This is a genomic window from Pseudomonas sp. NFACC04-2 (assembly GCF_900119265.1).
Classification (GTDB): Bacteria; Pseudomonadota; Gammaproteobacteria; order Pseudomonadales; family Pseudomonadaceae; genus Aquipseudomonas; species Aquipseudomonas fluorescens_AA.
This window is the reverse complement of record NZ_FPJC01000001.1, coordinates 343,213-369,088: the sequence shown is the minus strand read 5'-3', so window position 1 is coordinate 369,088 and position 25,876 is coordinate 343,213. Positions and strand designations below refer to the sequence as shown.

Annotated in this window: 10 protein-coding genes; 2 read left to right on the top strand and 8 right to left on the bottom strand. The window is 63.4% G+C overall.

What is annotated here, in order from left to right:
* Positions 1-15 precede the first annotated feature (15 nt).
* Positions 16-1,026: a zinc-binding alcohol dehydrogenase family protein gene (locus tag BT125_RS01465; protein ID WP_072404656.1), complete on the bottom strand. Its 1,011-nt coding sequence runs from the start codon at positions 1,024-1,026 to the stop codon at positions 16-18.
* A gap of 300 nt (positions 1,027-1,326) precedes the next feature.
* Here BT125_RS01465 and treA point away from each other — a divergent pair, with 300 nt between their 5' ends.
* Entirely contained in the window at positions 1,327-2,952 is a 1,626-nt protein-coding gene (gene treA / locus BT125_RS01460) for an alpha,alpha-trehalase TreA (protein WP_072404654.1), read from the top strand.
* A gap of 158 nt (positions 2,953-3,110) precedes the next feature.
* Here treA and BT125_RS01455 read toward each other — a convergent pair whose 3' ends face one another.
* From BT125_RS01455 to BT125_RS01440, 4 genes are all read right to left on the bottom strand, one after another.
* A complete protein-coding gene (locus BT125_RS01455) occupies positions 3,111-4,064 on the bottom strand; it encodes a sensor domain-containing diguanylate cyclase (RefSeq protein WP_072404652.1) in 954 nt (317 codons plus the stop codon).
* A 3-nt stretch (positions 4,065-4,067) separates the two neighbouring features.
* Complete coding sequence (locus tag BT125_RS01450; protein WP_072404650.1) at positions 4,068-5,078, bottom strand: response regulator; 1,011 nt, start codon at positions 5,076-5,078, stop codon at positions 4,068-4,070.
* 334 nt (positions 5,079-5,412) lie between these two features.
* Positions 5,413-7,275, bottom strand: coding sequence for an ATP-binding protein (locus BT125_RS01445; protein WP_072404648.1), 1,863 nt, complete (start codon positions 7,273-7,275; stop codon positions 5,413-5,415).
* 245 nt (positions 7,276-7,520) lie between these two features.
* The gene (locus BT125_RS01440; protein WP_072404647.1) at positions 7,521-9,224 is read right to left on the bottom strand and encodes an ABC transporter ATP-binding protein/permease; all 1,704 of its coding nucleotides are present in this window, start codon (positions 9,222-9,224) and stop codon (positions 7,521-7,523) included.
* 199 nt (positions 9,225-9,423) lie between these two features.
* Between BT125_RS01440 and fhuF the strand changes: the two genes are divergently transcribed.
* Entirely contained in the window at positions 9,424-10,113 is a 690-nt protein-coding gene (fhuF, locus tag BT125_RS01435) for a siderophore-iron reductase FhuF (RefSeq protein ID WP_083564421.1), read from the top strand.
* A 42-nt stretch (positions 10,114-10,155) separates the two neighbouring features.
* On the opposite strand, the gene BT125_RS01430 is transcribed toward fhuF, so the two are convergent.
* The 3 genes from BT125_RS01430 to BT125_RS01420 are packed head-to-tail and all read right to left on the bottom strand — an operon-like array spanning position 10,156 to position 25,855.
* Positions 10,156-11,802, bottom strand: coding sequence for a cyclic peptide export ABC transporter (locus BT125_RS01430; protein WP_072404645.1), 1,647 nt, complete (start codon positions 11,800-11,802; stop codon positions 10,156-10,158).
* A gap of 2 nt (positions 11,803-11,804) precedes the next feature.
* Positions 11,805-15,653, bottom strand: coding sequence for a non-ribosomal peptide synthetase (locus BT125_RS01425; protein WP_072404644.1), 3,849 nt, complete (start codon positions 15,651-15,653; stop codon positions 11,805-11,807).
* Positions 15,650-25,855, bottom strand: a complete 10,206-nt coding sequence (locus BT125_RS01420; protein ID WP_072404959.1) for a non-ribosomal peptide synthetase — start codon at positions 25,853-25,855, stop codon at positions 15,650-15,652. The genes BT125_RS01425 and BT125_RS01420 overlap by 4 nt, the downstream gene beginning before the upstream one ends.
* Between the last annotated feature and the right edge of the window lie 21 nt (positions 25,856-25,876).

The window sequence follows — 25,876 nt, the reverse complement described above, 5'->3', positions numbered from 1 at the left end:
GGCGTCCTCCGATTTCTAGCACTCGATGATTGCCTTGACGACACCTTGCTTGGGGTCGAGCAAGCTGGCGAACGAGTGGGGCACGTCGCCCAGCGTCAGTCGGTGGGTGTTCAGGGCCGCATCCGGAATCAAGCCGTCGCGCAAGCATTGTTCGACGTACCGGAAGTCTTCCTGGGTGGCGTTGCGGCTGCCCATCAGCGTGGCTTCTCGCTTATGGAACTCAGGATCGGAGAAGGTGATGGAGTCTCGAACCACCGAGATCAACACATAGGTGCCACCGTGGGCGATGAACTCGAACCCACGCTCCATGGCCCGGGCATTTCCGGTGGCGTCGAAGACCACGTCGAAAAAATCACCCTCGGTCAGCTCGGCCAGGGTTTGCTTGTCACCTTCGCCGATGTGCACGGCGGCGTGGATATTCAGGTGTTGTTTGCAGAACGACAGGCGATCCTCTCGGGTATCCAGGACGGTGACTTTCGCACCGCGCAGGCTGGCGAAGATCGCCGCCGCCATGCCGATCGGGCCGGTGCCGACCACCAGGGCGTGTCTTTGCGCCTGGATGTTCGAGCGCCGCACGGCGTGAGCGCCGATCGAGAGGAATTCGATCATCGCGGCCTGGTCCAGGGAAATCCCCACGGCCTTGTGCACGAACCCATGGGGAACGCTCAGGTATTGAGTGAAAGCACCGTCGCAGTGAACCCCCAGCACTTGAATACCGGTGCAGCAGTTGGTCTTGTCCTGGCGGCAGGCGATGCAAGTCCCGCAGGACAGGTACGGCATTACATAGACGACATCGCCGACAGCCAAGTCGCTGGCCTCGTCGGTGCCCTCCACCATCCCAGAGAATTCGTGGCCCATGACCCGCGGGTACTCGAGGTACGGTTGATTGCCGGTGAAGATGTGCAGGTCGGTGCCGCAGACCCCGACACGCTTGACCCGGATCAGGATCTCCCCCGGTTTCCTGAGGGGGTGTTCACGTTCGATGGCGGTGAGCGAGCCGGGTTCGTTACAGATGACTGTCAGCATGGCGATGCTCCTTGGCTGGCCTACAGGCGGTGGCTGCCCATAGGCGGGAGGAGGGTTGTGAGCGCGCGGCTGCCGGGACCGGGCTCTTTTTTGTTGTAGGCGAGCGGTGACCTGCACCCCATGACCTTGGACCGAAGCTACAGGCTGGAAAAAATATTGGCAATACCAATTAATAAAAATATAGATTGGACTGACCAATATGGCCGAGGCGCCGCCCGGCACCGCATCATTGACTGAACCCAGGTCCATCCCGGCAGGTCACTCGTTTGTCAGGAACGAAAAACAGGATGGATCCCCTTGATGCAACCTATTGAACTCACCAGCCTTTCCTTTGCCGCGCTGCTGTGCGTGGCCTGTTCAAGTCAACCGCCTGCCACATGGAGCTACATCGACGCCCAGGCACGAGCCAATCTTCCTCCCGACCAGGCCTACCCCGAGCTCTTTGAAGCGGTGCAGCGTGGGCAGGTGTTCACCGACCAGAAGCATTTCGTGGACGCACTGCCTAACCGTGATCCGGCGCAGATCCGCGCCGACTACCTGGCCCAACGTGGCCGCGACGGCTTCGATATCAAGGCTTTCGTGAAAGACAACTTCATCGAATCTGGCCAAGCCGAAAGCCCGGCGCCCAAGCCCGGTGCTCCGATCCAGGAACACATCGACAGCCTCTGGCCGATACTGAGCCGATCCTACAGCCAGGTGCCGGCCTACAGCAGTTTGTTGCCCTTGCCGCAACCCTATGTGGTACCTGGGGGACGTTTTCGCGAGATGTATTACTGGGATTCGTATTTCACCATGCTGGGTCTCGAGCAAAGCGGCGATAAGGCTCAGGTCCGCCAGATGACCGATAACTTTGCCTACATGATCGACACCTACGGCCACATTCCCAATGGCAATCGCACCTACTACCTGAGTCGGTCGCAGCCGCCATTTTTCGCCTATATGGTGGAGTTACAGGCGCGTATCGAAGGTGACCAGGCCTATGGGCGATACTTGCCACAGTTGCAGAAGGAGTATGCCTATTGGATGGCGGGCGCCCAGGCACTCAAGCCCGGTGCTGCGGATCGGCACGTGGTCAAACTCGCCGATGGCAGTGTGCTCAACCGCTATTGGGATGCCAGCCCGACGCCTCGACAGGAGTCCTGGTTGCAAGATGTCAGCACCGCCGAACGGGCGCCGGACCGTCCCAAGGAAGAGGTCTGGCGTGACCTGCGCGCCGGCGCCGAAAGTGGCTGGGACTTCAGCTCGCGCTGGTTGGACGACGGCCAGAACCTGGCGAGTATTCGCACCACGGCCATTGTGCCCGTGGACCTCAATAGCCTGATCTATCACCTGGAACAGACCATCGTCAAAGCCTGCGAGACGGTGCAGAACGCCCCATGCGTCCAGGCTTACGGCCGGCGCGCCAAATTGCGTCAGCGAGCCATCGAGCAGCACTTGTGGAATGCCGACAAAGGTTTCTACGTGGACTACGACTGGCAACGTCAGCAACAACGCCAGCCGCTCACGGCCGCGACGCTTTTCCCGCTGTACACGGGCCTGGCCAGCGCCGAACATGCCAATCGCACCGCCGATGCGGTCCGTGATGGCCTGCTGCGTTCCGCAGGTATCGCCACCACCCAGGTCAACACTGGCCAGCAGTGGGACGAACCCAATGGCTGGGCACCGCTGCAATGGGTCGCGGTGGAAGGGCTGGACCGCTACGGGCACACCGCGCTGGCGCAACAGGTAGGCAGCCGCTTCTTGCAGCAAGTCGAGAACCTCTACCGCAAGGAAAACAAGTTGGTGGAGAAATACGACCTGTCCGGACGGGGCGACGGCGGGGGAGGTGGCGAATATGAATTGCAGGACGGCTTCGGCTGGACGAATGGGGTGACGCTCAAGCTGCTGGGTAAAGAGGATGAAGCTTCCCCAAGCCTTGGCGAGTGAATGCCAATGAACCCATGTGGGAGCGAGCTTGCTCGCGATGACGGCGTGTCAGCCGCCCTCAATGCTGCCGAACCACCGCTATCGCGAGCAAGCTCGCTCCCACAAGGGAGGTGTGGTGGGCACAAATCTCACCGTCATCCTGGAAGAAAGTGGGCTCGCTAATCATGCACTGTCACCCGATTGCGCCCGGTCTTCTTCGATGTATACAGCGCCTGGTCGGCCCTGGCGATCAGCTCGGCGTGGTCGTTCGAGGGCTGGCTCAGGTCGGCCACTCCCAGGCTGACGGTGAAGCGGATAGTCTGGTCGTTGTACTGCACTTCCAGCGCTTCGACGGCCTTGCGCAGGCGCTCGGCGAAAATCTGTGCGCCGGCCTTGTCGGTGTCTGAGAGCACCACGCCGAACTCTTCACCGCCATAACGCCCAGCCACGTCGGACTCGCGCACATGCTCGTGCAGCAGCCTGGCGACGTGCTCGATGACCTTGTCGCCAGCCTGGTGACCGTAGGTGTCGTTGACCCGCTTGAAGTGATCGATATCGAGCATGACCAGGCTCAACGCATGGCCGTAGCGTTGGTGCCGGGCGTAGGCGGCTTTCAGGTTGCTTTCCCAATGACCGCGGTTGTACAGCCCCGTCAGCCGATCGGTGCTGGAGAGTTGCTGCAGTTGTGCGTTGGCGGCCTGGAGCTGATGCCGGTTGGTGGCGACGTCAGTGACGTCATAGATGACCAGGCAGATGTGCTTGATGGTGTTGTCGGGCGAGCGCAGCGGCAACAGCGTGGTGTTCTGGTACATGAACGCTTCCTGGCCGGTGATCGGCTGGTAGCTCTTGAAACGCATCAAGTACGGACGCTGCTCCCAGACCGTGAACGCTGGCGTGCCCAGGGTCGCGACGCTTTCCACCTTGCGGCTGAACCATTGGCGATCGATTTCAGGGAACAGGCTGAAAAAATGCTGGTTGTGCGCGTCCTTGGGCTGCACCCCGGAGCGGTTCTCCATGAAGGTGTTCCAGACTTGCACGCGGTACTCGCGGTCGAGCACCACCACCCCGACGTCGATGCTCTGAACGATGGCCAGCAACCAGTGGAATTCGTTCAGATCGATGGATTCGCTCATGGCTCAGTTCATCAGGTAGGCGAGTTTGTGGGTCAACCGTTCGATGGAGTCCTCCGTGAACAACAGCAACAGGTCGAAACGAATATCGTGCCCTTCCAGGCTGTAGCTGATTTCCACCGCCAGGGTCTTTTTCCAGTGCTTGCTGTTGTCCCGGATCAGTTCCTCGATGGCCGCGTGCTGGCCGAGAATCTGCGGGTGGCCTTGGGAAAACACCACGTCGATCTGTTCGGCAATGCTGCTCAGGCACGCGCCGATCAAGACGCTGGAAAGATCCAGCAACATCTCCAGGTCCGAATAGTCGGCGCTCTGGCGCTGCATCAATTGCGCGATGTCGGCGATTTCCGAGTCATGGAAGATCAACAGGGCTTCGCCAGCGATGCCGCTGCCGATAAAACCCTGGCAAATTGCAGTGAGTTGCTGGGAGCTGCCGACGTCGGTCAAGGCCATGTGCAACTCCCCGACCTCAAGGAGGTTCACGTTCGGCACCGGCAATTGCACGAAGACCCCCAGCACCTTGGCGATCAAGGCCGCTGCCCGGCCGATGGCCACGTTGACCGTCTCGCGGAACACATCATGGAAGCTGATGGCCGTGTTCGTGGTCGAACGATTCTGCAACGGTACCTGGCTGGGTTGGGCCAGTAGTCCCAGCCGCGCCAGCGTCTGGCGCAGGTCGTTTTCATCGAACGGTTTTTTCAGGAACGCCAGCGCGCCCAGCTCATGTACGCGGCGCACCGCCTCATCCTGGACGTCACCGGAAATCACGATGACCTGGGCCTTCAATCCTTCGTCGCGCAAGGCGCTCAACACCTGGTAGCCATCCATTTCCGGCATGGTCAGGTCGAGCAACACCACATGCCCCAGGCCCTGGCGTATGGCATCCATGGCCTGGCGCCCATTGCTCGCCTCGGTGACCGAAACCGGCCAGTCTGTCGGCAGCGCACGCAACACCTGCTTGCGCGCCATGTTGGAGTCGTCACATACCACCAGGGGAATCAACGACACAGGAATGACCATAGGTGATCAATGGCAGGGGGAGAGGGGCTACTGACATCATTCATAGGCTTGCAAAGACCCTTTGATTAACGAACCGGGTTTATCAAGCTTAGCGTCCTGCACGAAAACTGCGGGACTTGGTTGCATTAGAAACTGGACCAATAAGTCAGGGGCGTCAACTGCACTTCGTCATCGCCACCCCACGTAAAGCCACGGTCGGTGTGCGACTGGCTGCCAAGACCAAGGTATTGGGCTTTTCGCCATGGGCTCAAGGTAACCTCGTTGCGTGGATCGCCATTCGTCTGTTCCTTGTAACGTTGGCTGAAGCTGCGCGTATCACGTACCGAAGCGCAGCCTAGATCGCCAACTTGAGCGTGAAGGTCGCCCCCGTTCCCGGGCCATCGCTATGGGCCTCCAGCGAGCCGCCCATCTCCATGGCCGCCAGGACGCAGCTGTGCAGGCCAAAACCATGGCCATCCTTGCGTGTGGTAAAGCCATGGGCAAAGATTCGCGTCAGGTTCTCGGGCGCTATGCCTTCGCCGTTGTCGATGACCTTGATCACCAGGGTGTCTTCTTGGGGAACCTCGCTCTTAAGGATGATTTGAGGGGGCCGCTCCGGCCGGTCATCCATCGCCCTGCTGGCGTTTTTTATCAGGTTGATCAGGATCAGCAGCACCCGGTGTTTGTCCAGTTGCAGCAAGGGCGTTTCGGCCAGGTTTCGCACCACGGTGATCCGATGCGCCGCGATGATGTTGGCGTTCATGCGCAGGGCATCCTCGATCAGGTCCTTGATCTGCACGGCCTCGGCGAGGCTGGATGTGCTTGCGTAAGATTGCTGGGCAGCGACGATTTCCTTGATGTGATCAACGCTTTTACTCAATTGGCCGAGTTCTTCGGTCATGCTCTGTTGCTCGAGCGCAAGCGCGTCCACCAGTTGGTTCAGGTAGCCGGGCAGCAGCTTGCCTTTCTCGTCGTGGCAGATGAAGTCGCCGAGGTCATCGGCGTGCTCGTTCATCATCTGCACCGCCTTACCAAGCCCCGAGGCCTTGCTGGTGTGCAGCTTGCGGGTGAGCAGATCGGCGGAGACATTCACGCTGTTGAGCACGTTGCCCACGTTGTGCAGGACGTTGGTGGCGATTTCCGCCATGCCGGCCTGGCGAGCGGCGGCGGCCAGTTGAGCCTGGATTTCGGTGGCGCGCAAACGGCTTTGCGCCAGTTGCCAGCTCATCCGGGCGAGCACCCCCACCAGCAGCACCAACACCAGGCTGCCGCCCGCCGTGCGCCAGAGGTAGGTACGCGCTTGCTGGTTCACCGCGGCCAGTTGTTCCTCCTCGGACAACCCGACAATCACCGCCAGCGGGAGGTCATAGAGCTGGCGGGCACTGGTATAGCGCCGCACCCCATCCCACCCATTGACCGAGAGCACCGCCTCGGTGTTTTCCGCGTCCGGCACCACCGTCGTGTAATCGACCGTATCGCCGGCCAGTACGGTTTCTCCGGTGCGTCGCACGCGGAAGAGGCCGTCAGTGCCCAGCAACCCGAGCGCACCCTGTTCGCCGAGTTTCGAGGCGTCGTAGCTGCTGACGAAATAGGCGGCATCGACCTCGACCCTGGCGATCCCGGAAAGCGTGCCATCCGCGGCGTCGAGTCGCCGGCTGAAGCGCAAGCGCCATGTTCCGGTGATTGGACTTTTCCACGGATGACTGATGGAAAATGAGTCGCTGTGCCGCAGTGTTTGCTGCTCATTCGGGTCAGCGCTATTTTCCCGACCGTTGCCCCGTGTACTCGCCACGAGCCTGCCGTCCGGGTTGACCACGCTGACGTCGAACACCAAGGCCGGCGGCAACAAGGCCCGCTCCTGGAGCCGGCGCAGGGGATTAGGCTCGCCCTCGGTCTCGTAGGTGTATTTGACCAGCTTGAGGGTTTGATCGATTTCATGGATGGCGCGCAACATTTGCGCTTCGTAGATGGCGCCCATTTCCAGGCTGGCCGTCGCGGCGCTCTGCTGGGCGCGAAGATGTTCGACCTTGATCAGGTAGAGGGTGGCGCTCCAGATGGCCAGCAACAATAGAACGGCCAGCAGCGGGAACAGGATGTAGGCTTTCTTGGCCTGGTCGAAAGCGCGCCGAAGCACGCCGGCCTCGGTATCGTCATCGGCCTCGGCACAATGAGCAGTGCCAGGGGCCAACCTCAGTGTCTCAGGCCGCTGGATCGGCATGGTGTGCTCCCTGCATGGTTCGACCGAAGGCTGGTGGGCGTCGGTACGGTACGGCTCGAGGGATGTAGCTCCTGATGGCCCGAGCAAAGGTCCTGGATCTGTCAGGAACTATAGACCACAAACTCTGCATGCCGACGCGCGAAGGTGGGCCCGATTGACTGGGATACTGAGGATTTTGCGGTGAGGGGATTTTGTGGGAGCAAGGCTCCCTTCGCCAAAGGTTATTCAGTGTTTCCCTATCGGGATCACACCGCTTGCTTGATCTTGCGATGCACCCATTGCGCCTCGTCCTTCAATTCAAGGACTTGCCAATGAAAGTGCTCCAGGGAGGCGCTGTGGCCGACGCTGATCAGGATCGTGTCCGGCAACGTTTGCCTGAGCAGTTGATAGCAGCGCGCTTCGTTTGCCGCATCCAGCGCCGAACTGCTTTCGTCGAGGAACAGCACCGTGGGCCGGGCCAGCAGGGCCCTGACGAACGCACAGCGTTGTTGTTCGCCGATGCTCAGGGTCTGTGCCCAGTCGCGCTCCTGCTCCAACTGATCGCCCAGGTGTTGCAGGCCGACTTGCTCCATGACCTGGCGCAGCGAGGCATCCTCTTCGCGACGGGGTGGGTGGGGATACCAGAGCGCTTCACGCAGGCTGCCCAACGGCAGGTAGGGTTTTTGCGCCAGCGTCAGGGCGCGCTCGCGGTCATAACAGCTCGAGCCGCGCGCGTGGGGCCACAGCCCGGTAATCGTGCGGATCAGCGTCGATTTGCCGTAGCCGGACGGCGCGCTGATCATCAGGCTGTCGCCGGGCTTGAGTGACAGGTTGAAGCCTTTGAACAACGGACGACCATTTGGCAGCCAGATGTCCAGGTCCTTGATATCAAGGCCGCTGGCCTGTTGTTCGTGCCTGACCTGGGATTTGACCTCGACGTTATCCAGGCGCTCCTGGAAGCCGACCAAGCGGTCGATCACCGATTTCCATTCCGACAGTTCCGGGAACACACTTACCAGGTAGGCGATGGCCGCGTGCACTTCGCCGAAGGCCGCGCTTATCTGCGTCAGGCGGCCAAGGGGAAAGGCGCCGGCAAAGAACTGTGGCGCCATGATGAACATCGGTATGACCGTCGCGCTGCGCAAATAGAAGGTCGAGTAGCCCATGATCAGCTTCTGTTTTTTCACCAGCGCCCAGAAGTTTTCCAGCGCCGCCTCCAGGCGGTGGTTGAAGCGTTCGTTCTCCACGACCTCGCCGCGGTATTGCGCCACCGAGTCAGCGTTCTCCCGAAGGCGGATGAGCGAGAAACGAAAGTCCGCTTCACGCCGCTGTTGCATGAAGTTGAGGCTGGGCAGTGCACGTCCGAGCCAGAATGCAAGGCCGGTGCCCAGGAGCGCATACACCAGGGCGACCCACACCAGCAGCCCGGGAATGACGATCGAGTGGTCGTTGAACGGCACGCTGACGAGGCTGGAGGCCTGCCAGAGGATATGCAGGAAGGAAAACAGCGACACCACCGACGTCAACAGGCCCAGGCTCAACTTGAGCGATTTGACGATAAACAGGTCGACGTCCTCGGCGATCCGCTGATCGGGGTTGTCGACCTCGGTCTCGGTCAGCTTCAGCTTCTGGTAGCGCTGGCTGCCCAGCCACTGACCGAGCATGTTGCGGGTCGCCCAGCGCCGCCAGCGGATGGTCAGCTTCTGCTGGAAATGGAACGCGCCAACGGTAAAGGCGGCCATGCCGATCTGCAGCAGGATGAACTGCAGGCTACCGATCAGGAAACCGTGGTAGTCCAAGGCCTGCAAGGCGTTATAGAAATGCAGGTTCCAGAAATTGGTGAGGATGTTGACCCCGACCAGGCACAGGGTCATCAGTACGGTGGCCAACAGCAGCAACAGGGCCGGGTACTTTTCCTCGGAAGCCCAGAAGGGCTGCGCGAGACGCCAGAAATTGCGAAGTGTGTGCATGGGATCTTGGTGGGCCTGGTCGCTAACGACGTTGAGTTTGCAGGGGAGGGAGGATAGGATCAGCCAATGCTAATCGTTTGCATTAATTAGGGAAAGCCACGGGAGCCCCGTTATCGAATTTCCAGAATGGCTTAGTCAGGCCTGGCCGCCCATACAGCGGGTCGTCCGGCAGGAGCCTGGCGATCAGCCTTCCATCGCGTTGAGCCAGCTTGCCGACCCTGCCGCGTTGCAACCCTTGCTGACCCGATTTGCCCTGCGTTACCCGGGGGTGAACCGCGCCGCCGTGGTTTCGCAGTGGTCGATGAACTACATGAGCATTGTCTTGCCGGCCACCCTGGCCTGTGTGCTCACGCGTGGCTGCGCGATCGAGTTCTGGGGCGACGGCGCGTTGTTGTTGCACGACGACGGCCAACCGGCGGCGCTGGGCCTGGCTGCCGGGCTGTCGCCCTTGAACGCGGAGGACCGGGCGGTTTATTGGTCGCGGTTGGTCCACGAGCATTTGGCGCCACTGTTTGGCACATTGGCCGCCGCCGGTGGCTTGGCCCCGAAAATATTGTGGGGCAACTTTGTCGCCATCTGGGACGGCGCCTTCGCCAGGATGGACCCGGACCTGTCCAGGGACGGCTTCGCCGAGGCGCACCGGTGGCTGGAACCGGTCACGGTGAACAACGGACGCCTGAAGCTGCGAGGCCTGCAACGCATGGTCGAATCACCGGCGCCGCAGATATGCCCCACCTTGCCCTTGCGTCGGCATTGTTGCCTGCACTACCAACTGCACGAACCGGTCGAAGGCCAACCGCCAGTGCTGTGCGAATCCTGCCCCAAACTGCACCGTCTGCCGGTGGCGGAACAAGTGAGCTACCTGCATTACATCTATGAAGAGGGTTGAGCGCAGCTTTTGACAGCCTCGGCCAGAAACCCTCCACATTCCTCAAGACAGCACTTGCGCCAGGGATGATGCGTTGGCCTGGGAGGCTGCTTCGCTGACTTTGCCATGTTCGACATGGATCAACCGATCGGCCAGGCCGAAATAGGCGTCGTCATGGGAGATGACGATCAGCAATTTGCCGCGCTCGCGCAGGTCCGGCAGGATCCGGGTGTAGAAGAAGTGCTTGAACACTGGGTCCTGGTCGGCCGCCCATTCGTCGAACAGGTAGCAGGGGCGGTCATCCAGATAGGCACTGAGCAACGCCAGGCGCTTGCGTTGCCCGGTGGACAGCGCCAGCGTCGTCAGCTTGCCTCCTTCTATCTGCACCTTATGGTCCAGTTGCAGGTGCACCAGGTAGTCCTGTGCCTGTTTCACCAAGTCCGGATCGTCGCCATCGAACAGGTTTTCGAACAGGCAGAAGTCGGTGAAGATCGCCGAGAAGTGCTGTCGATAATGGTGGTTGTCGTTACTCGAGGACACTTGCTCATCAAGCACGATATCGCCGCTTTCCGGCCGGTACAGCCCGGTCAGCAGCAAGGCCAGGGTGGTCTTGCCGCTGCCGTTGCCGCCGGTGATGAATACCACTTCGCCGGCATTGAGGGTCAGGTCGATGGGGCCCAGGGTGAAATGACCATCCTCGCGTTCGCGGTAATAGGTATGGGCGACTTGCCGACACACCAGGTGGCGAACCTGGGTCGGCGAGATGGTATCGAAGGTTTCGTCGGATGTTTCCATCTCGCCTTCCAGGGCACGGATCTTATTCAGTGCGACGCTGGCGCGGCCCAGGGTCGGCAAGGCGTTCATCAATTCCGACAGCGGCGTGATCATGTAGAGGATCGTCAGGATATAGCCGGTGACGAGGCTCACGCCCAGGTCGATGAAATGCGGTGCGGCGAACAGCACCACGCCGATCAGCATGTAGAACACCGCGTTGCCCCAGTTCAATACCAGGGCGTAGATGCTCATGCCGCGTACGAAGTTGCGACGGTATTGCTGGCTGACCGGAATCAGCAAACGGGTGAAGAAGTGTTGCCGGCGTGGATGGTTGAGCTGCAGTTCCTTGCTGCCATCGGTGAGCAGGCGGTACTGGTCGAACAACTGATCCTTGAGCTCCCGGGCCCGGGAGATCGAAGTCAACGCCCGACGTTGCGGCCAGTGAAAACTGAAGCTGCCCGCGATGATCAGCAGCAGTGTCAGGCTGAGCAGCGGCAGGCTGAGCCAACCCAGGTAGCCCAGGCAGGCGGCGATGATCCCGGCGTTGACCAGCAGGATTGGCACCAACTCCACCGCCTGGCTGATGGTTTGCGTATCGTCGGTCAGCATGGCCAGCAGGCGATGCTTGCCCAGGCGCTGCAATTTCGCGTAGGGGGTATCGATCAGCTTGGCGCTCAGGTGCAGGCGCATGTCGTTGACCGCGGCCTGGCCCAGGCGCAGCAGGCTGATGTCGGAGATCACCCGTGACACCATGACCAGTAGCACCAGCCCGGCGAAAAGCAGCCCGTCCACCGGGCGTAGCTTATCGAACACCTCCAGGCTGTGGTTGATGTTGGCGATCAGCCCGGCCGCCGCGAGGCCGCAGATCAGGCCCGTCAGGGTCGCCACCAGCAGTGCGCGCCATGAACGTTTAGCCATGAGTAACAACAGATCCATTTTCAAACCGCTCCGCTTGTAGCGATGGTCTCGAGCCGCGCCGCCAGTTGCTGATGCAGGGCCGGTTGCTCGAGGATAGTGAGATGCTGTGCCGGGATGACCTCACGGGTCAACGGCCCGGTGCTCAGGCGTTCCCAGTGCGGGTCGGCGAACTCAGCCTGTTCCAGGGTATCGTCGGCCCACCAGACATGCACCGGGCAACTGAGTGGCGCAGGCTTGAAGGTCGCCAGCAGATGCTGCGTATGTTGCTGGTAGCGCAGCCGCGTTTGCAGGTGCTCCCAACTGTCGCCATCGAGCTGCAGGCCCTGCTGGCGCGCCCACTGGGCCAGTTCCGGCAGGCGCGCTGCCGGGGGCAGGGCATCGAGTTGTTCCAGCAATGCCGCCAGGGTCGCCTGTGGCAGCTGGCGCAACACGGTCTGGCTGTCCGATGTCAGTGACAGGGCGGCCGACTCCAGCAGCGCTTCGACGCTGTCTTGCGGGGCGTGATGCTGGTACTGGGAATCGATGATACCGAGAAACGCCACCTGTTCGCCCTGGCTCTCCAGGCGTGCGGCAGCGGCAATCGCGAGCAACCCGCCGAGGGAGAAACCCAGCAGGTGATAAGGACCGTGCGCTTGCTGCTGGCGCAGATGCTCGACGTAGCCTGCCGCCAGGCTCTCGATGTCACCGCCCAGTGTCGAGCTGTCGTCGGTCAGGTAGGCCGCCTGGAGTCCCCACAGTTGCCAGGCCGGTAGCGATGCCAGCAGAGGGCGGTAGTCCTGCACATGGCCTGTGGAGGGGTGGAAGCAGAACAGTTTGCCGGCCTCCACGGGCGCGTTTGGCGCCGACAGCCTGACGAGGGGCGAAAGCTTGAGTTCAGCCTGCACCAACGCCGCGAACGCCGAGACGCTGGGGGCGTTGAACACCGCATTGACCGTCACCGGTGCCGACAGCGCGGCCTGCAAGCGACTGGCAAGCGTCACCGCTGCCAGGGAATGGCCACCGAGCTCGAAGAAATCGTCGTCGATACCCACCCGCTCCAGGCCCAGCACTTGTGCCCAGACCTCGGCGAGCAAAGCTTCCAGCGGCGTGCGCGGCAAGGCGCTGCCAACGGTGTCGAGGACTTTGTCGGCCCATTGCTGCAGGGTCTTGCGGTCCAGCTTGCCGTTGCCCATCAACGGCAAGGCTTCGACGATCCGCAGGGTGGGCAGCATGTAGTCCGGCAAGCAATCCTGGGCCTGGCCATGCAGCCTGGCGACCGTGGTCGAATGCCCGGGCGCCAGGGTCATGAAGGCGAACAGTTGCTGGCCGAGCTCGCCCCGGGGAATGCATTCCACCGCGGCCTGGGCGACGCCGGGAAGGCGGGTCAGTTGCGCCTGGATCTCATCGAGTTCCACGCGGAAACCACGGATCTTCACCTGGCGATCGGCACGTCCGGTGATTTCCAGGCTACCGTCGTGGAGGTAGCGGGCCATGTCGCCGGTGCGGTAGAGGCGTTCGCCAGGTGATTGCACCCATTCGATGAAACGACCGGCGTTCTGTTGCGCGTCCAGGTAACCCCGGGCCAGTTGCGGGCCGGCGATATACAACTCGGCGCTCTGCCCGGGAGCGGCCAGCGCCTGCTGCTCGTCGAGCAGGTACAGGCGCATGCCATCGAGGCGGTCGCTGAGGGGCAGGCGACGATAGTCCACGGCCGGATCGGCTGTGTGCATCACCACCCCGACCGTGGTTTCGGTCGGGCCGTAATGGTTGAAGACCGTCAGCGTCGGCGCGAGGCTGCGAATGTTCTGCAACAGGCGTCGCGAGCAGCTTTCGCCACCGAGGATCAGTTGCTTGCGAGGCAACACGGCCGCGCTCTGGGCGTGAATCAGCCAGGCGTCCAGCAGGGACGGCACGATCTTCAGGTGATCGATGGGGTATTCAGCCTGCCAGGCCGCCCAGGCCTGTGCGTCCATTGCCGTTTCCTTGTCCAGCAGGTGCAACTCACCGCCGCTGAGCAGCGCCGGGAACAGCAACGTGTAGCCCAGGTCGGCCGCCAGCGAAGTGACCACCGCACTGCGCTCGCCAACCCCTAGCGCCAGGCGCCGGGACACGCTGGCGATATAACTGGCGAGCTGGGCATGTTCGACAATGACGCCTTTGGGCGTGCCGGTGCTGCCAGAGGTGAACAGCACGTAGGCCGCGTCCTGCCCTTGGAGCTCGACGGTGGTTGCCGTGGCAGGTGCGTGCTGCCAGGTCGCTTCATCACGCAGGTCGAGGCTAGCGATGCCGGGCAACGCGGGGGCGCTGCCGGCCGAACCGCTCAGGACCAAGACCGGCTGCGCCTGTTGCAGGATGGCCAGGGAGCGTTGTGCCGGCTGATGCACGTCCAGGGGGACGAACGCCGCGCCGCTCTTGAGCACGGCGAGCATGGCCAGGACCATTTGCGCCGAGCGATCCAGGTACAACGCCACGCGGTCTTCGCGGCCCACGCCCTGGGCACGCAGGTAATGCGCCAGTTGGTTACTCTGCGCCTGCAACTGGGCATAGCTCAGATACCCGTGGTGGTCGCGCAGGGCCAAATGCTCGGGGAACTGCGCGGCACATTCAGCGAAGCGCGCCGGTACGCTGGCAAACGATGGGGCGGCGACGTCGCCCTGCCGGGCGGCCAGCGTCGCGCTGAAGCTCGGCGCCTGCAACGACAGCTCGGCCAAGGGCTTGTCTGGGTGGGCGAGGGCATCGGACAGCAGCGACTGGAACTGCTCCAGAACCGTTAGGGCGGCTTGTTCGCTGTAGCGGTTCGGTAGATGGTGCAGGTTCAGCCGATAGCCAAGGCCGCTGGCTTCGTGGCGGACCGTTTCGACCGCCAGCAGCAACTCCATGCCTGCCGGGATGGCTTGCGCATCCAATACAGTGAGCCTCGATGCAAGACTGCCCAAGGTGTCGAGTCGATCGGGCAGGTGCGCGCCCCACTGGAAACCGTAGTGCAAGGTTTCGGCCGGCAGTGCGGTGCTGACGCCGCAGTATTCCTGCCATTCGATGGCTTGCTCGCACAGCGACTGCAGGGTGTTCAGCGCGTCGACAAATGGACTGTTCGCAGCCGGTTGCCAGCGCAAGGGCAGGGGCTTGGCAAACAAACCCCAGCAGTCTTCGAGCTCCTCGTAGTCGTCGCGGCAATCGTGTACCCAGTTCAAGGTCAGTGCCGGACTGTCGCCGGTACTAAGGCGCTGCAGCAACACCCCCCAGGCGCTCATCAGCACCTGCTCGGGCGAGGCACCGTGACGCTGGCAAAAGCGGTCCAGGGCGTTGCTCAATTGCGGGTTGGCGAGCAGGCGGGTGGTTACCGGGGCGTCGTGGCGGTCGTTACGCACCTGGCGGTAGAGCAGCTCGCTCCCGGCGGGTTCGTCCAAGGCCTGGCTGGCCCAGAAGCGCCGACCGGGAACGGCGTCTTCATCGGCCTGCAATTCATGGAGCCAGGCGCTGTACTGGGTGTAGGTCATGGCCTCGTCATCGACGCTTGGCGCATCCGTCGATCCCAATGCCTGCGCCAGGCGCAGCAAGGTGCCGCGATCCGCACTCAGCGCCGGCAGTTGCAATGTCACCCGGTGCCGATCGTCACCCACCGATTGCACATCGACACTGATCGCGTCGACTGCGCTGGCGGCGGGTTCGACCACTTGCAGCGGCATCAGCAGGCCCGGCTCGGGCCGCACGCCCAGGCGCAAGGCCTCGTGACAAGCGCTCAGCGCGGCCAGCCGCTGCCGCAGGCGTTCCAGCGCCAACGCGCCGGTGATCTCCAGCTCCAGGCGTACGGGCGGCAAGCCCGCCAGCCATTGGCTGCGCTGTTGCGGTGAGAGGGCGAAGGCTTCCTCACGTTTCTCAAAGGCGGTCATGCCTGCACCTCCGAAGCCGGCAGCGGCTGTACTTCGGGCAACTGCCCCGTCAATTCTTCGCGGCGCATCATCTGGCCCATGGCGACGCAGATCTTGCGCTCGCCCTCGAAGGGATCCCGGGCGTGAGCCACCAACATATTGTCCAACATGACCATGTCACCCTTTTGCCAGGTAAAACGTACCGCGCAATGTTCGTACGCCTCGCCGATCACTTGCATCACCGCGTCTTCGATCACGCTGCCGTCGCCGTAGTACACGTTGCGGGGCAGGTGCCCGGGGCCGAACAGGTTGATCAGGTTGCTGCGCACTTCCGGCTCCAGACAGGCAGTGTGGTGCAGTTGCACCTGATTGAAGAACGACAGTTCGCCGGTCTCCGGATGTTCGACGATGGCCGGGCAGTGCTGGGCGATCCGCAGGTTGTCGGTGCCCAGCCATTCCCAGCGCATGCCCGAGGCCAGGCACTGGCGCTCGACTTCCTCGCGCTGTTCGGTCTTGAAGAAGTCCTGCCAGCGCACATCCAGCTTGTCGGTGAAGTGCCGCACGTACAGCAGCCCCAGGGCCTTGAAGCGAGCGACGATGTCCTGGGGCAAGCGCGCCAATACCTGCCGGCAGTCGACGATGGGCGTGCAGCCGCCACGTGGCGCCGGTGTTTCGCAGTAGAACCACTGTTTGCGTGGCCACTGCGGCAGATGGGAGCTCTCGTTGTGGAAGAGAATCATGTGCTGTTCCGGGTACGGCGTGGAGTGGTAGATATTCTTGCCGGACTTGTTTTTCGGCAGGTCGCCGTAGGTCCCGTAGAGGTCGGGCTCGATGGCCTGGGCGAACTGCTCGAAGGCCGCTGCATCCGGCAGGTTGAAACCCCGGAACAGCAGGCCGCCATGGGTCAGCAACTGTGCATTGATCCATTCCCGGGCTTGTAGCGCCCAATGCACCGGGTCCAGGTCGCCGAGCAACGGCTCGATCACCAACGGCAAGCCTTGCCCGGCGTCGAGGGTACGGGTGCGGACCTGCTCATGGGCCACCTGGCTGACGGCGGTTGCGCGGGTCTGCTTGAGCTTGCTCAGTTTCGACTGCTTGCGTGCGCTGCGGGCCGTGGCCTCGTCAAGCGACGAATCAGGCTGGGACGCGGCGCCGGCGTTACTGCCCTCAAGGCGCCACGACCACTGGTCCAATGCCTGGGCGGGGGCCGAGACGATCTGCTCCAGCAGGTGCTCGAAGCCCTGTTCGAGACGCTGGATGGTCTGTTCCTGCAACACGCTGGTGCGGTACACCCAGCGCACGTTCAGGCCTTGGTCTTCGTCCTCTTCGACAAACACGGCGAGGTCGAATTTGCTGCTCTGCTGGGGTGCTACCAAGTGTTCCACTTCAAGGTCCGGCAGGCTGGCATTGCCACTGGGCGTGTTCTGCATGACGAACAACACCTGGACCAACGGGTTGACCCCAGGCGTACGCGGCGGTTGCAACTCCTCCACCAGTTTGTCGAACGGCACTTGCTGGTGTTGGAACGCCGACAGGCAATCCTCGCGCAAGCGTTGCAGGCGGGCGTCAAAGGTTTCGCCCTCGCTCAGGCGGGCACGGATCGGCAGCACGTTGACGAAGAACCCGATGAGATGTTCCAGGGCCGGGTGTTCGCGGTTGGCCAGGTCGGTGCCGACGATAAAGTCGTTGGCCCCGGTGGCCCGCTGCAACAGGCTGTTGAAGGCATTGAGCAAGACCATGAACAGTGTCGCCCGTTGCGCTTGCGCATAGGCCTTCAGCACCTGGGTCTGGGCCGGCGTGAAGCGTTGCTCGAGGGCCGCGCCCTGGTAGTCGGGGCGAGCCGGACGTGGCTGGTCAAGGGGCAACGGGATCAACGTTGGCGCGCCGTCGAGCTGGCGGCGCCAGTAATCGATGGCCCGTGCCAGCAGGCGCTGTTGCGCTTCGCTGCGTTGCCAGTAGGCATAGTCGGCGAACTGGATCGGCAACACCGGCAACACAGGGGTCGAACCGCTGATGCGGGCCTGGTACCCGACGATCAGTTCCTGCATCAGAATGCCCATGGACCAGGCGTCAGTGGCGATGTGATGCAGCACCAGTTGCAGCACATGATCCTCGCGTCCCAAGCGCAGCAGGTTGGCGCGCAGCATCGGCGCCTGTTGCAAGTCGAACGGGCGCGCGGCCTGTTCATCGATCAGGCGCTGCAGGCTTTGCGTCTGCTCTTCGCCGTCCAGGTCGCTCAGCTCGATTGGCGTCAAGTCGACCACCGGCGTGGGGCTGATGACCTGGCAAGGTTGGTCGCCGTGGAGGTGGAACGCGGTGCGCAAAGACTCATGGCGTTCGAACACCGCCTGCAAGGCGCCTTGCAACGCCGCGATGTCCAGTGCGCCACGCAGCCTGACGGTGGTGGTCATGTTGTAGGCGGCACTAGGGCCTTCGAAGCGATCCAGGAACCACAACCGTTGCTGGCTGTAGGACAGCGGCAGTGGTTGGTTGCGCGGTGCCAGGGCCATCTCGGTGTCACTGTCGGCCTCGGTCCGGGCGTTGCCTTGCTGATCGACCGCTTGGGCCAGTTGCTCAAGGGTGCCGCGCTCGAACAGCGTGCGCAGCGGCAGGTTCACGTTCAACCGTCGGCGAATGCGCGACAGGACTTGGGTGGCCAGCAGCGAGTGACCGCCGATGGCGAAGAAGTCGTCGTGCACACTGACGTTGTCCAGGCCGAGAATTTCTTGCCAGAGTTCGGCCAGGACGTGTTCGGTCGGCGTGCGCGGCGCCACGGATTGCGCCTGTGCCGTCTCGTCCTGGGGCACACCCAAGGCGGCGAGGGCACGACGGTCGACCTTGCCGTTGGCGTTCAGCGGCAATTGTCCCAGGGCCAGCCAACGGGCTGGGACCATGTAGCTTGCCAGTTGCTGGCCCAGGTATGCGCTCAATACCTGTTGCGCGGGTTCGCCGCCCAGGTCGGCCGCTTCGTCGAGCACATACCAGGCCACCAGTTGCAAGGTGGCGCGTGCGTCGGGCAGCGCCAGCACCGCCGCGCTGTCCACCGCCGGGTGTTGCATCAGGCGGTTTTCGATCTCGCCCAGCTCGATGCGGTGGCCACGGATCTTCACTTGCTGGTCGCGACGGCCGAGGTATTCGATCGCACCATCCTCACGCATCCGGCCGATATCGCCGCTGCGATACAGGCGCGCACCGGCTTGGAACGGGTGCGGCACAAAGGCTTCGCGGGTGCGTTGCGGGTCGCGCAGGTAGCCGCGACCCACACCGACACCACCGATGCACAATTCACCCGGTACACCCACAGGGACCAGGCGCAGCGCCGAGTCGAGAACGAACACCTGGTTATTGGCGGTCGGCGTGCCGATGGGCATGTGCAAGCAGTCGTCGGCCGGTGCTTCGGTGATGGGGTAGAAGGCCACGTCGTCCGAGCATTCGGCGGGACCGTAGGCGTTCATCAACGGGGTCGCCGGGAAGCGTGCGAACCAATCCCGCGCCAGGGCCGGGGGCAGTGCCTCGCCGGTGGGCAACAGCCAGCGCAGGCTCGCCAGGGTGTGATGGGCCTGGCTTTCCTGGAGCATGCCGCGAATCAGCGCCGGCACGGTTTCCAGCAGCGTCAGTTGCTGCTCCTGGACGGCGTCGAGCAGGGCCACAGGGTCGTGGGCCTGGGCATCGGGAAGAATGTGCACGGTGGCGCCGAACAGCGGTGCGGCGAGGAACTGCCACACGCTGATATCGAACGCCGCCGAAGCTGTCTGGGCAATCCGGTCGTGCTCACCCAGGCCCAGGCTCGGGACCTTGCCGAACATGTTGTTGAGCATCCCGCGTTGTTCCACCATCACGCCTTTTGGCGTGCCGGTGGAACCCGAGGTGAAGATCACGTAGGCCAGTTGATCCGGCTGGTGCCCATAGCTGACCGGCGGTTGCTCAGGGCCTTGCCAGAGCGCCTGGGCGACCAGGCAGGTGGGCTGCTTGTGCATCTGCGGCAGGACGTGGTCCAGTGTCGAGGTCGCGTGCTCGCACACCAGAAACAGCGGCGCGTCACCGAGGTCCAGCAGTTCCGCCAGGCGCGCGTGGGGCTGTTGGATGTCCAAGGCCTGGAACGCGGCACCGACCTTGAGCGTGGCGATCATCATCGTCAGCAACGCCAGGCCACGCTCAGCGAACAACGCCACCAGGGTTTCCGGGCCGGCACCGGCTGCTTGCAGCGCATGGGCGATGGCGTTGGCGCGGCGGTCCAGTTCGGCGTAGGTCAGCGATTGGTCCTGGCATACGGCGGCCAGGTGTTGCCCACGGTTGCGCACTTGCTCGGCGAACAGCGCCGCATAACCGCGTTCCAGCGGGAAGTCGGCGTCGCTGCGGTTGCAGTCGATCAGCAGGTGCCGGCGTTCCGCCTCGGGCAGCATGTGCAAGCTGCCCAAGGGCGCCTGCGGTGTCTCCAGCATGGCCGAAAGCAGCTGCACCAGATGCCCGAGCATGCGCTGCACGGTGTCCGTGCTGAAACGCATGCTGTCGTAGGACAGGCGAATGCCCAGGCGGTCGCCGGGGTACAGCACCACCGTCATCGGGAAGTTGGTGTGCACCCGGTCTTCGTAGATGTCGATGCTGAAGGCGTCCAATTGCACGCTGCTGATGTCCAGCGGAGCGTTTTCGAACACCACCAGGCTGTCGAACAACTGCTGGCCGCGCGGCACTTGGCTGCAACGCTGGATGTCCACCAGCGACGCACTTTCGTGTTCGCGCAATTGTGCGTTGTGGGACAGCAGTGCCTGCAACCAGTCGGCCACGGGGGCCTCTGGGTCGACATCGACGCGCAGGGGCAGGCTGTTGATGAACAGCCCGACCATTTCTTCTACACCGGCGAGGTCAGTCGGGCGACCGGCGACGGTCACGCCGAACAACACGTCGCGGTTGCCGCTGTAGCGCGACAGCAACAGCGCCCAGGCGCCTTGGATCCAGGTGTTGGGCGTCAGTTGGTATTGCTGGCAGAGCTGTTGCAACCGTTGGGTCTGGGCGATGCTCAGGGTCTGGTCGAAATCGCCGACCTGTTCAGGTGCCTGCTCCGGCCGGGCCACGGGGCCGTCCACCTGCAGCGGCGTCGGCTCGCTGAAGCCGGCCATTTGTGCCTGCCAGAAGGCGTGGGCGGCAGCCATGTCATGGCGTTCCAGCCAACTCATGTAGCCACGGAACGAGCGCAGACGCGGGCGGGCCACCGGCTCCTGGCGCACCAAGGCCTGGTAGATCGCCAACAGGTCTTCCATCAACAGGCCGAAGCACCAGGCATCGGTCAGGATGTGGTGGAAACTGCGCACCACGGCGAAGCGGCGCTCATCGAGCTGGAACACCCGCAAATGGGTGAGCGGTGCGCAGGCCATGTCGAAGCCTTGCAGGCGCTGTGCTTCGAGGGCCTGGTCCATCGCCTCGCGCTGCTGCTCTTCGTCGAGATGGCGCAGGTCCTGCCAGTCGAACGCCGGGTGGGTCTGGCGGTACACGCATTGCAGCGGCTCATGGTCGTCCTGCCACCAAAAGGCGGTCCGCATCATTGGATGGCGCTCGAGAAATAGCTGCCACGCGGCTTCCATTGCCGGGCGCTGCAATACCCCGTCCCAGCTGTAGCGTTGTTGCATCAGGTAGATGCCGCTGTGGGGTTGCAACAGGGTGTGCAAAAGCATGCCCTGTTGCATCGACGACAGCGGGTAGACATCTTCGATGTTCAGCCAGTCCAGCGGTTCGGCCGCCAGGGTTGCCGCTTGCTTGTGGCACAGCGGGAACGCCTGGCTGGCAGGGCGCAGGTCGGCCGCGGTGGCCAGTGCGGCGAGTTCGCTCAAGCGTTGGGCAAGGTGCGGCGCCCAGTCGGCGGCGAGGGTGCCCTGGCTGCGCAGGTGCAGCCGGTCATCCTGCCACCAGGCGTCCACGTTCAGCGGCCCGGTCGAAGCCGGTGATGGGGTTGGCGCCTCAACCTGAGCCAGGATGCCGCGCTCTTCGCGGTGGCTGTCGAGGTTGCCCAGCCAGCGAATGACGACCGATGCCGCTGGCAGCTCGCGCAGCGGTTCTTGCAGGTAGGTATTGTCCGACAAGTAGCGCAGGGCGCCATAGTCGGCGCCGTGTTGCGGGTAGGCGCGCATCTGCGCCACCAGTGCCTGCAAGCGTTGCAGCAGACTCTCGCCTTCGGGCTGGAGGAAGTACGGCACGGCCAGTGCCAAGGGGCCCAGGATGCGTGCCGGGTCGAGGTCGGCCACGGCAATCGGCGCATCGACCGGCAAGCGTTCGGCGTTCGGACGGGCATCGTGCACGCTCAGCGCGACCAGGCCATTGCCGCACCGTTCACGGCACTGTTCGGCCACGGCAGCGGCCAACAGGTTGTTCCAATCCAATTGCAGCACCTCGCCCAGGCGCTTGAGTTCGCCAGAGATGGCGGCTGGCAGGGTGTGTTCGACCACGCTGGCCGGCTGCTGGCTGTCAGGCAGCTGCAGCGGTTCCACACCCGCGTATTGCAGCCAATGTTCCCAGGCGTCATCCAGGGCATCACCCTGGGCATGGGCCTGCTGGTGCCGTGTCCACTGGGTGAAATCGCCACCGGCGTAGGACAGGCGCACTGGCCGCTGATAGCGCAGCTGTGCCAAGGCCAGGTTGAGATCAGCCAGTAGCAGCGACCAGGAGGCTTCGTCCAGGCACAGCGGATGAGCGGCCAGCAGCAAGGATTGCGTGCCGTCCACCTCCAGCAGGCTGGCATGCAGGGTTTGGCCTGAGCCCAATTCCAGCGCATCGACACCGGCCTGGGCCAGGGCTTGCAGTTGCGCCGGGGTGCAGGTCTCCAATTGCTCGGTGGTGATGACCGGGGTCTTGGCCACGACCAGTACCCGTTGCTGCCACTCGCCCTCCGGCAGCGCCTTGAGCGCCAGACGCAGGGCCTGATGGTGTTGCTGCAACGCGGCGATGGCCTGTGCCAGCAGCTCGCTATCGATGGCCTGGGTCAACGCCACGCAGCGCCAAGTGGCGTCTAACGGCCCTTGCTGCAAGCGTGCCAATTGCCCGGCAGACAGCGGCAGGTCATAGCCGTCGGCAACGGTTTGCGCCTCGCCATGGCTGGCATCGGCGCCCAGTACCCGGGCGATATCGGCGATGGTGCGGTTCTCGAAGAGCTGGCGAGGCGTGAGTTTCAGCCCTTGCTGGTTGGCGCGGGCGATGATCTGCAAGTTGATGATCGAGTCGCCGCCCAAGGCGAAGAAGTTGTCATGCACGCCGACACGTTCAAGCTTGAGGACGTCTTGCCAGATAGCGGCCAGCTGCGTTTCGACTTCATTGCGCGGGGCAACGTGAGTGGCGCTGTCGTCCGTGGCTTTTTGCGGGAGCGGCAAGCGCTGGACATCGACCTTGCCGTTACGGGTGAGGGGCAGTTCGTCGAGGGTCATGAAGTGCGCCGGCACCATGTAGTCCGGCACTCGCGCACCCAGGTCGTTACGCAGTTTCGTCGCGGACAGTGACTGGCTGGCGACCAGATAGGCCACCAGCCGCAGGCTGCCGTCCAGTTCCACGGCACGGACCAGCGCCTGTTCGATCAGCGGCGACAGGCGCTTGATCTGCGCTTCGACTTCGCCCAGCTCCAGGCGATTGCCACGGATCTTGACCTGGCTGTCGACCCGGCCGAGGAACGCCAGTTGGCCGTCCACTTGCCAGCGCACGCGGTCGCCAGTGCGATACCAGCGTTGCTGGTCCGCGTCGAGATGAAAGCGTTCGGCGGTCAGGTCCGGGCGGTGCAGGTAACCCCGGGCCAAAGCACCGTTGATCAGCAGCTCGCCGGACACCCCGGTGGGCACTTGGCGACCCTTGGCATCCACCACTTGCAGTTGGCGGTTCGGCAGCGGCCGGCCGAGGGCAATGCTGCGCAGGCCCGCGGGCAGCTCGGTGGCGATTGCGCCGACCGTCGCTTCGCTCGGCCCATAGTGGTTGAACACCCTGAGGCCCGGCGCCAGGCGGTTGACCTGCTCCAGCAGCGCCGGGCTGAGGGCGTCGCCACCGAAGACCAGCAGGGCACGAGGCAACAAGCGTGCATCGGGCAGCGCCTGCAACAGGCCGGACAGATGGCTTGGGGTGATCTTCAGCACATCCACCGGGTGTTGGTCGAAGAGTTCGGCCAGTGCCAGGGGGCTGAAACCACTGTCTTCATCCACCAGCAACAGGCTGGCGCCGCTGCACAGGGCGCCGAACAGTTGGGTGTGGCCCAGGTCGGCGGCGATGCTGGACAACAAGCCGTAGCGGGCTGCCGGCGGCGGGTTGAGTACCGCGTGCACTGCCGTCAGGTAATCGACGATGGACTGGTGCTCGACCACCACACCCTTAGGGGTGCCGGTGGAACCTGAGGTGTAGATCACATAGGCGGCGTCAGTCGGGCTGTGGGCCACGGCAGGTGGCGTGTCTGGCTGGGAGGCGATGGCGTCGGCCTGTTCCGCCAGCCACAGCGTCGGCGTGTGCTCGGCCAGGCCTTTGAGCAGGGGCGAGGCGGTGGCGCCGATCAGCAGTGCGGCGCGGCTGTCCACCAGCACGTCAGCCAGGCGCCCGGCAGGCTGCTTGAGGTCCAGCGGCAGATAGGCCGCGCCAGCCTTGAGGGTGGCGAGCAGGGCGATCACGAACCCGGCACTGCGTTCCAGGGCCAGTGCCACGACACTGTCGTGGCCGATGCCCTGGGCGCGCAGGTACTGGCTGAGGCGGTTGGCTTGCTGGTCCAGTTCACGGTAGGTCAAGGCGACCTGACGGTCGCGGACTGCCAGGTGATCAGGGTGGGCGGCCACTTGTTGTTCAAAGCACTGATGCAGGCATGCCTGGGGCACCGGCAGTTGTACGCCGCGCCCCTGCGCGAGCAGTTGCCGGCGTTCTTCAGGGCTCAGCCACTCAAGCTCGCTGACCCGGCACTGCGCTTGCGCCGTCATCGCCAACAGGATGGCGCGCAATTGTGCCGACAACACCGCGACCTCGGCGTCGCTGAAGCGACTGCGGTCGTAGCTGATCAGGTAGTGCAGTTGTTTGTCCGGCACCACGATCAGCGACAACGGGAAGTGGTTGCGGCCTTGGGTGAGGGTGATGCCGTCGGCCTGCTGGTCGCTGCTCGGGGCACTGAAGCTCAGGCCGCCGGTGTCCTGGTTGAGCGCGTCGGTGACCGGGAAGTTCTCGAACACCAGGATCGAGTCGAACAGCGCCTGCTCGGCGGCGATGCGCGTCATGGACTTGAGCTTGCCCAGGGGCAGGTAGGCATGGTGACGCAGATCGCTGTTGGCTTGCTGCAATTGCTGCAGCCAGTCCACCAGGACCGGGCCTTCAGACCACTGCACGCGCAACGGCAAGGTATTGATGAACAGCCCGACGGTGCTGTCCACGGCGGCCAGGTTCTCTGGACGACCGGCAACGGTGACGCCATAGACCACGTCGTCACGCCCGGCGTGCTGGCCCAGCAGCAATGCCCAGGCGCCCTGGATCAGGGTGTTGATGGTCAGGTCGTTCTGGCGGGCGAAGTGCGCCAGATGCTCGGTTTCGCTGGCCGTCAGCAGGCTTTCCCGTTCGGCGAACGGTGCCCCCGCGGGTGCAGGCTGCCGCACGGCGAAGGTGGGCAGCGGTGTCGGCTCGCTCACGTCCTGCAACTGTTCGCGCCAGAAGCCTTCGGTGGCGGCCATGTCCTGTTCCGCCAGCCAGGCGATGTAGTCCCGGTAAGGGCGGGTCGGCGGCAGGTCGGCGGGGCGGCCGTGGGCCTGTTCGTAGTACAGCGACAGCCACTCCTGGACGGCGATGCCGACGCTCCAGCCGTCCATGAGAATGTGGTGGAAGGTCCAGATCAGGTGCCAGCGCTCGGGCGCCAGGCGCACCAGGCACACGCGCATCAGCGGCGAGTCGTTCAGCTCCAGGGGCTGGGCGCGCTGTTCCAGCGCCAACTGTCCGAGCGCGGCCTGCGGCTCGGGGCGGTCTTGCCAGTCCAGTTCCGTCAGGGGCAATGGCACGTCCTGTTGCACCACCTGATAGGCATCGTCCAGTTCTTCCCAGAGAAAAGCACTGCGCAGCACCGCGTGGCGCCGCATCAGCGCCTGCCAGGCACCGCGAAATGCGCTCAGTTGCAACGGGCCGTTCATGTCCAGGCTCAATTGCTGGTAATACACCCGCGAATCCGGTTCATAGACGCTGTGGAACAACAGGCCGTGCTGGGTCGGCGAAAGGGAATAAATGTCTTCGATGTTGTTCATGCTTGCTTGGTCCATTTCAAA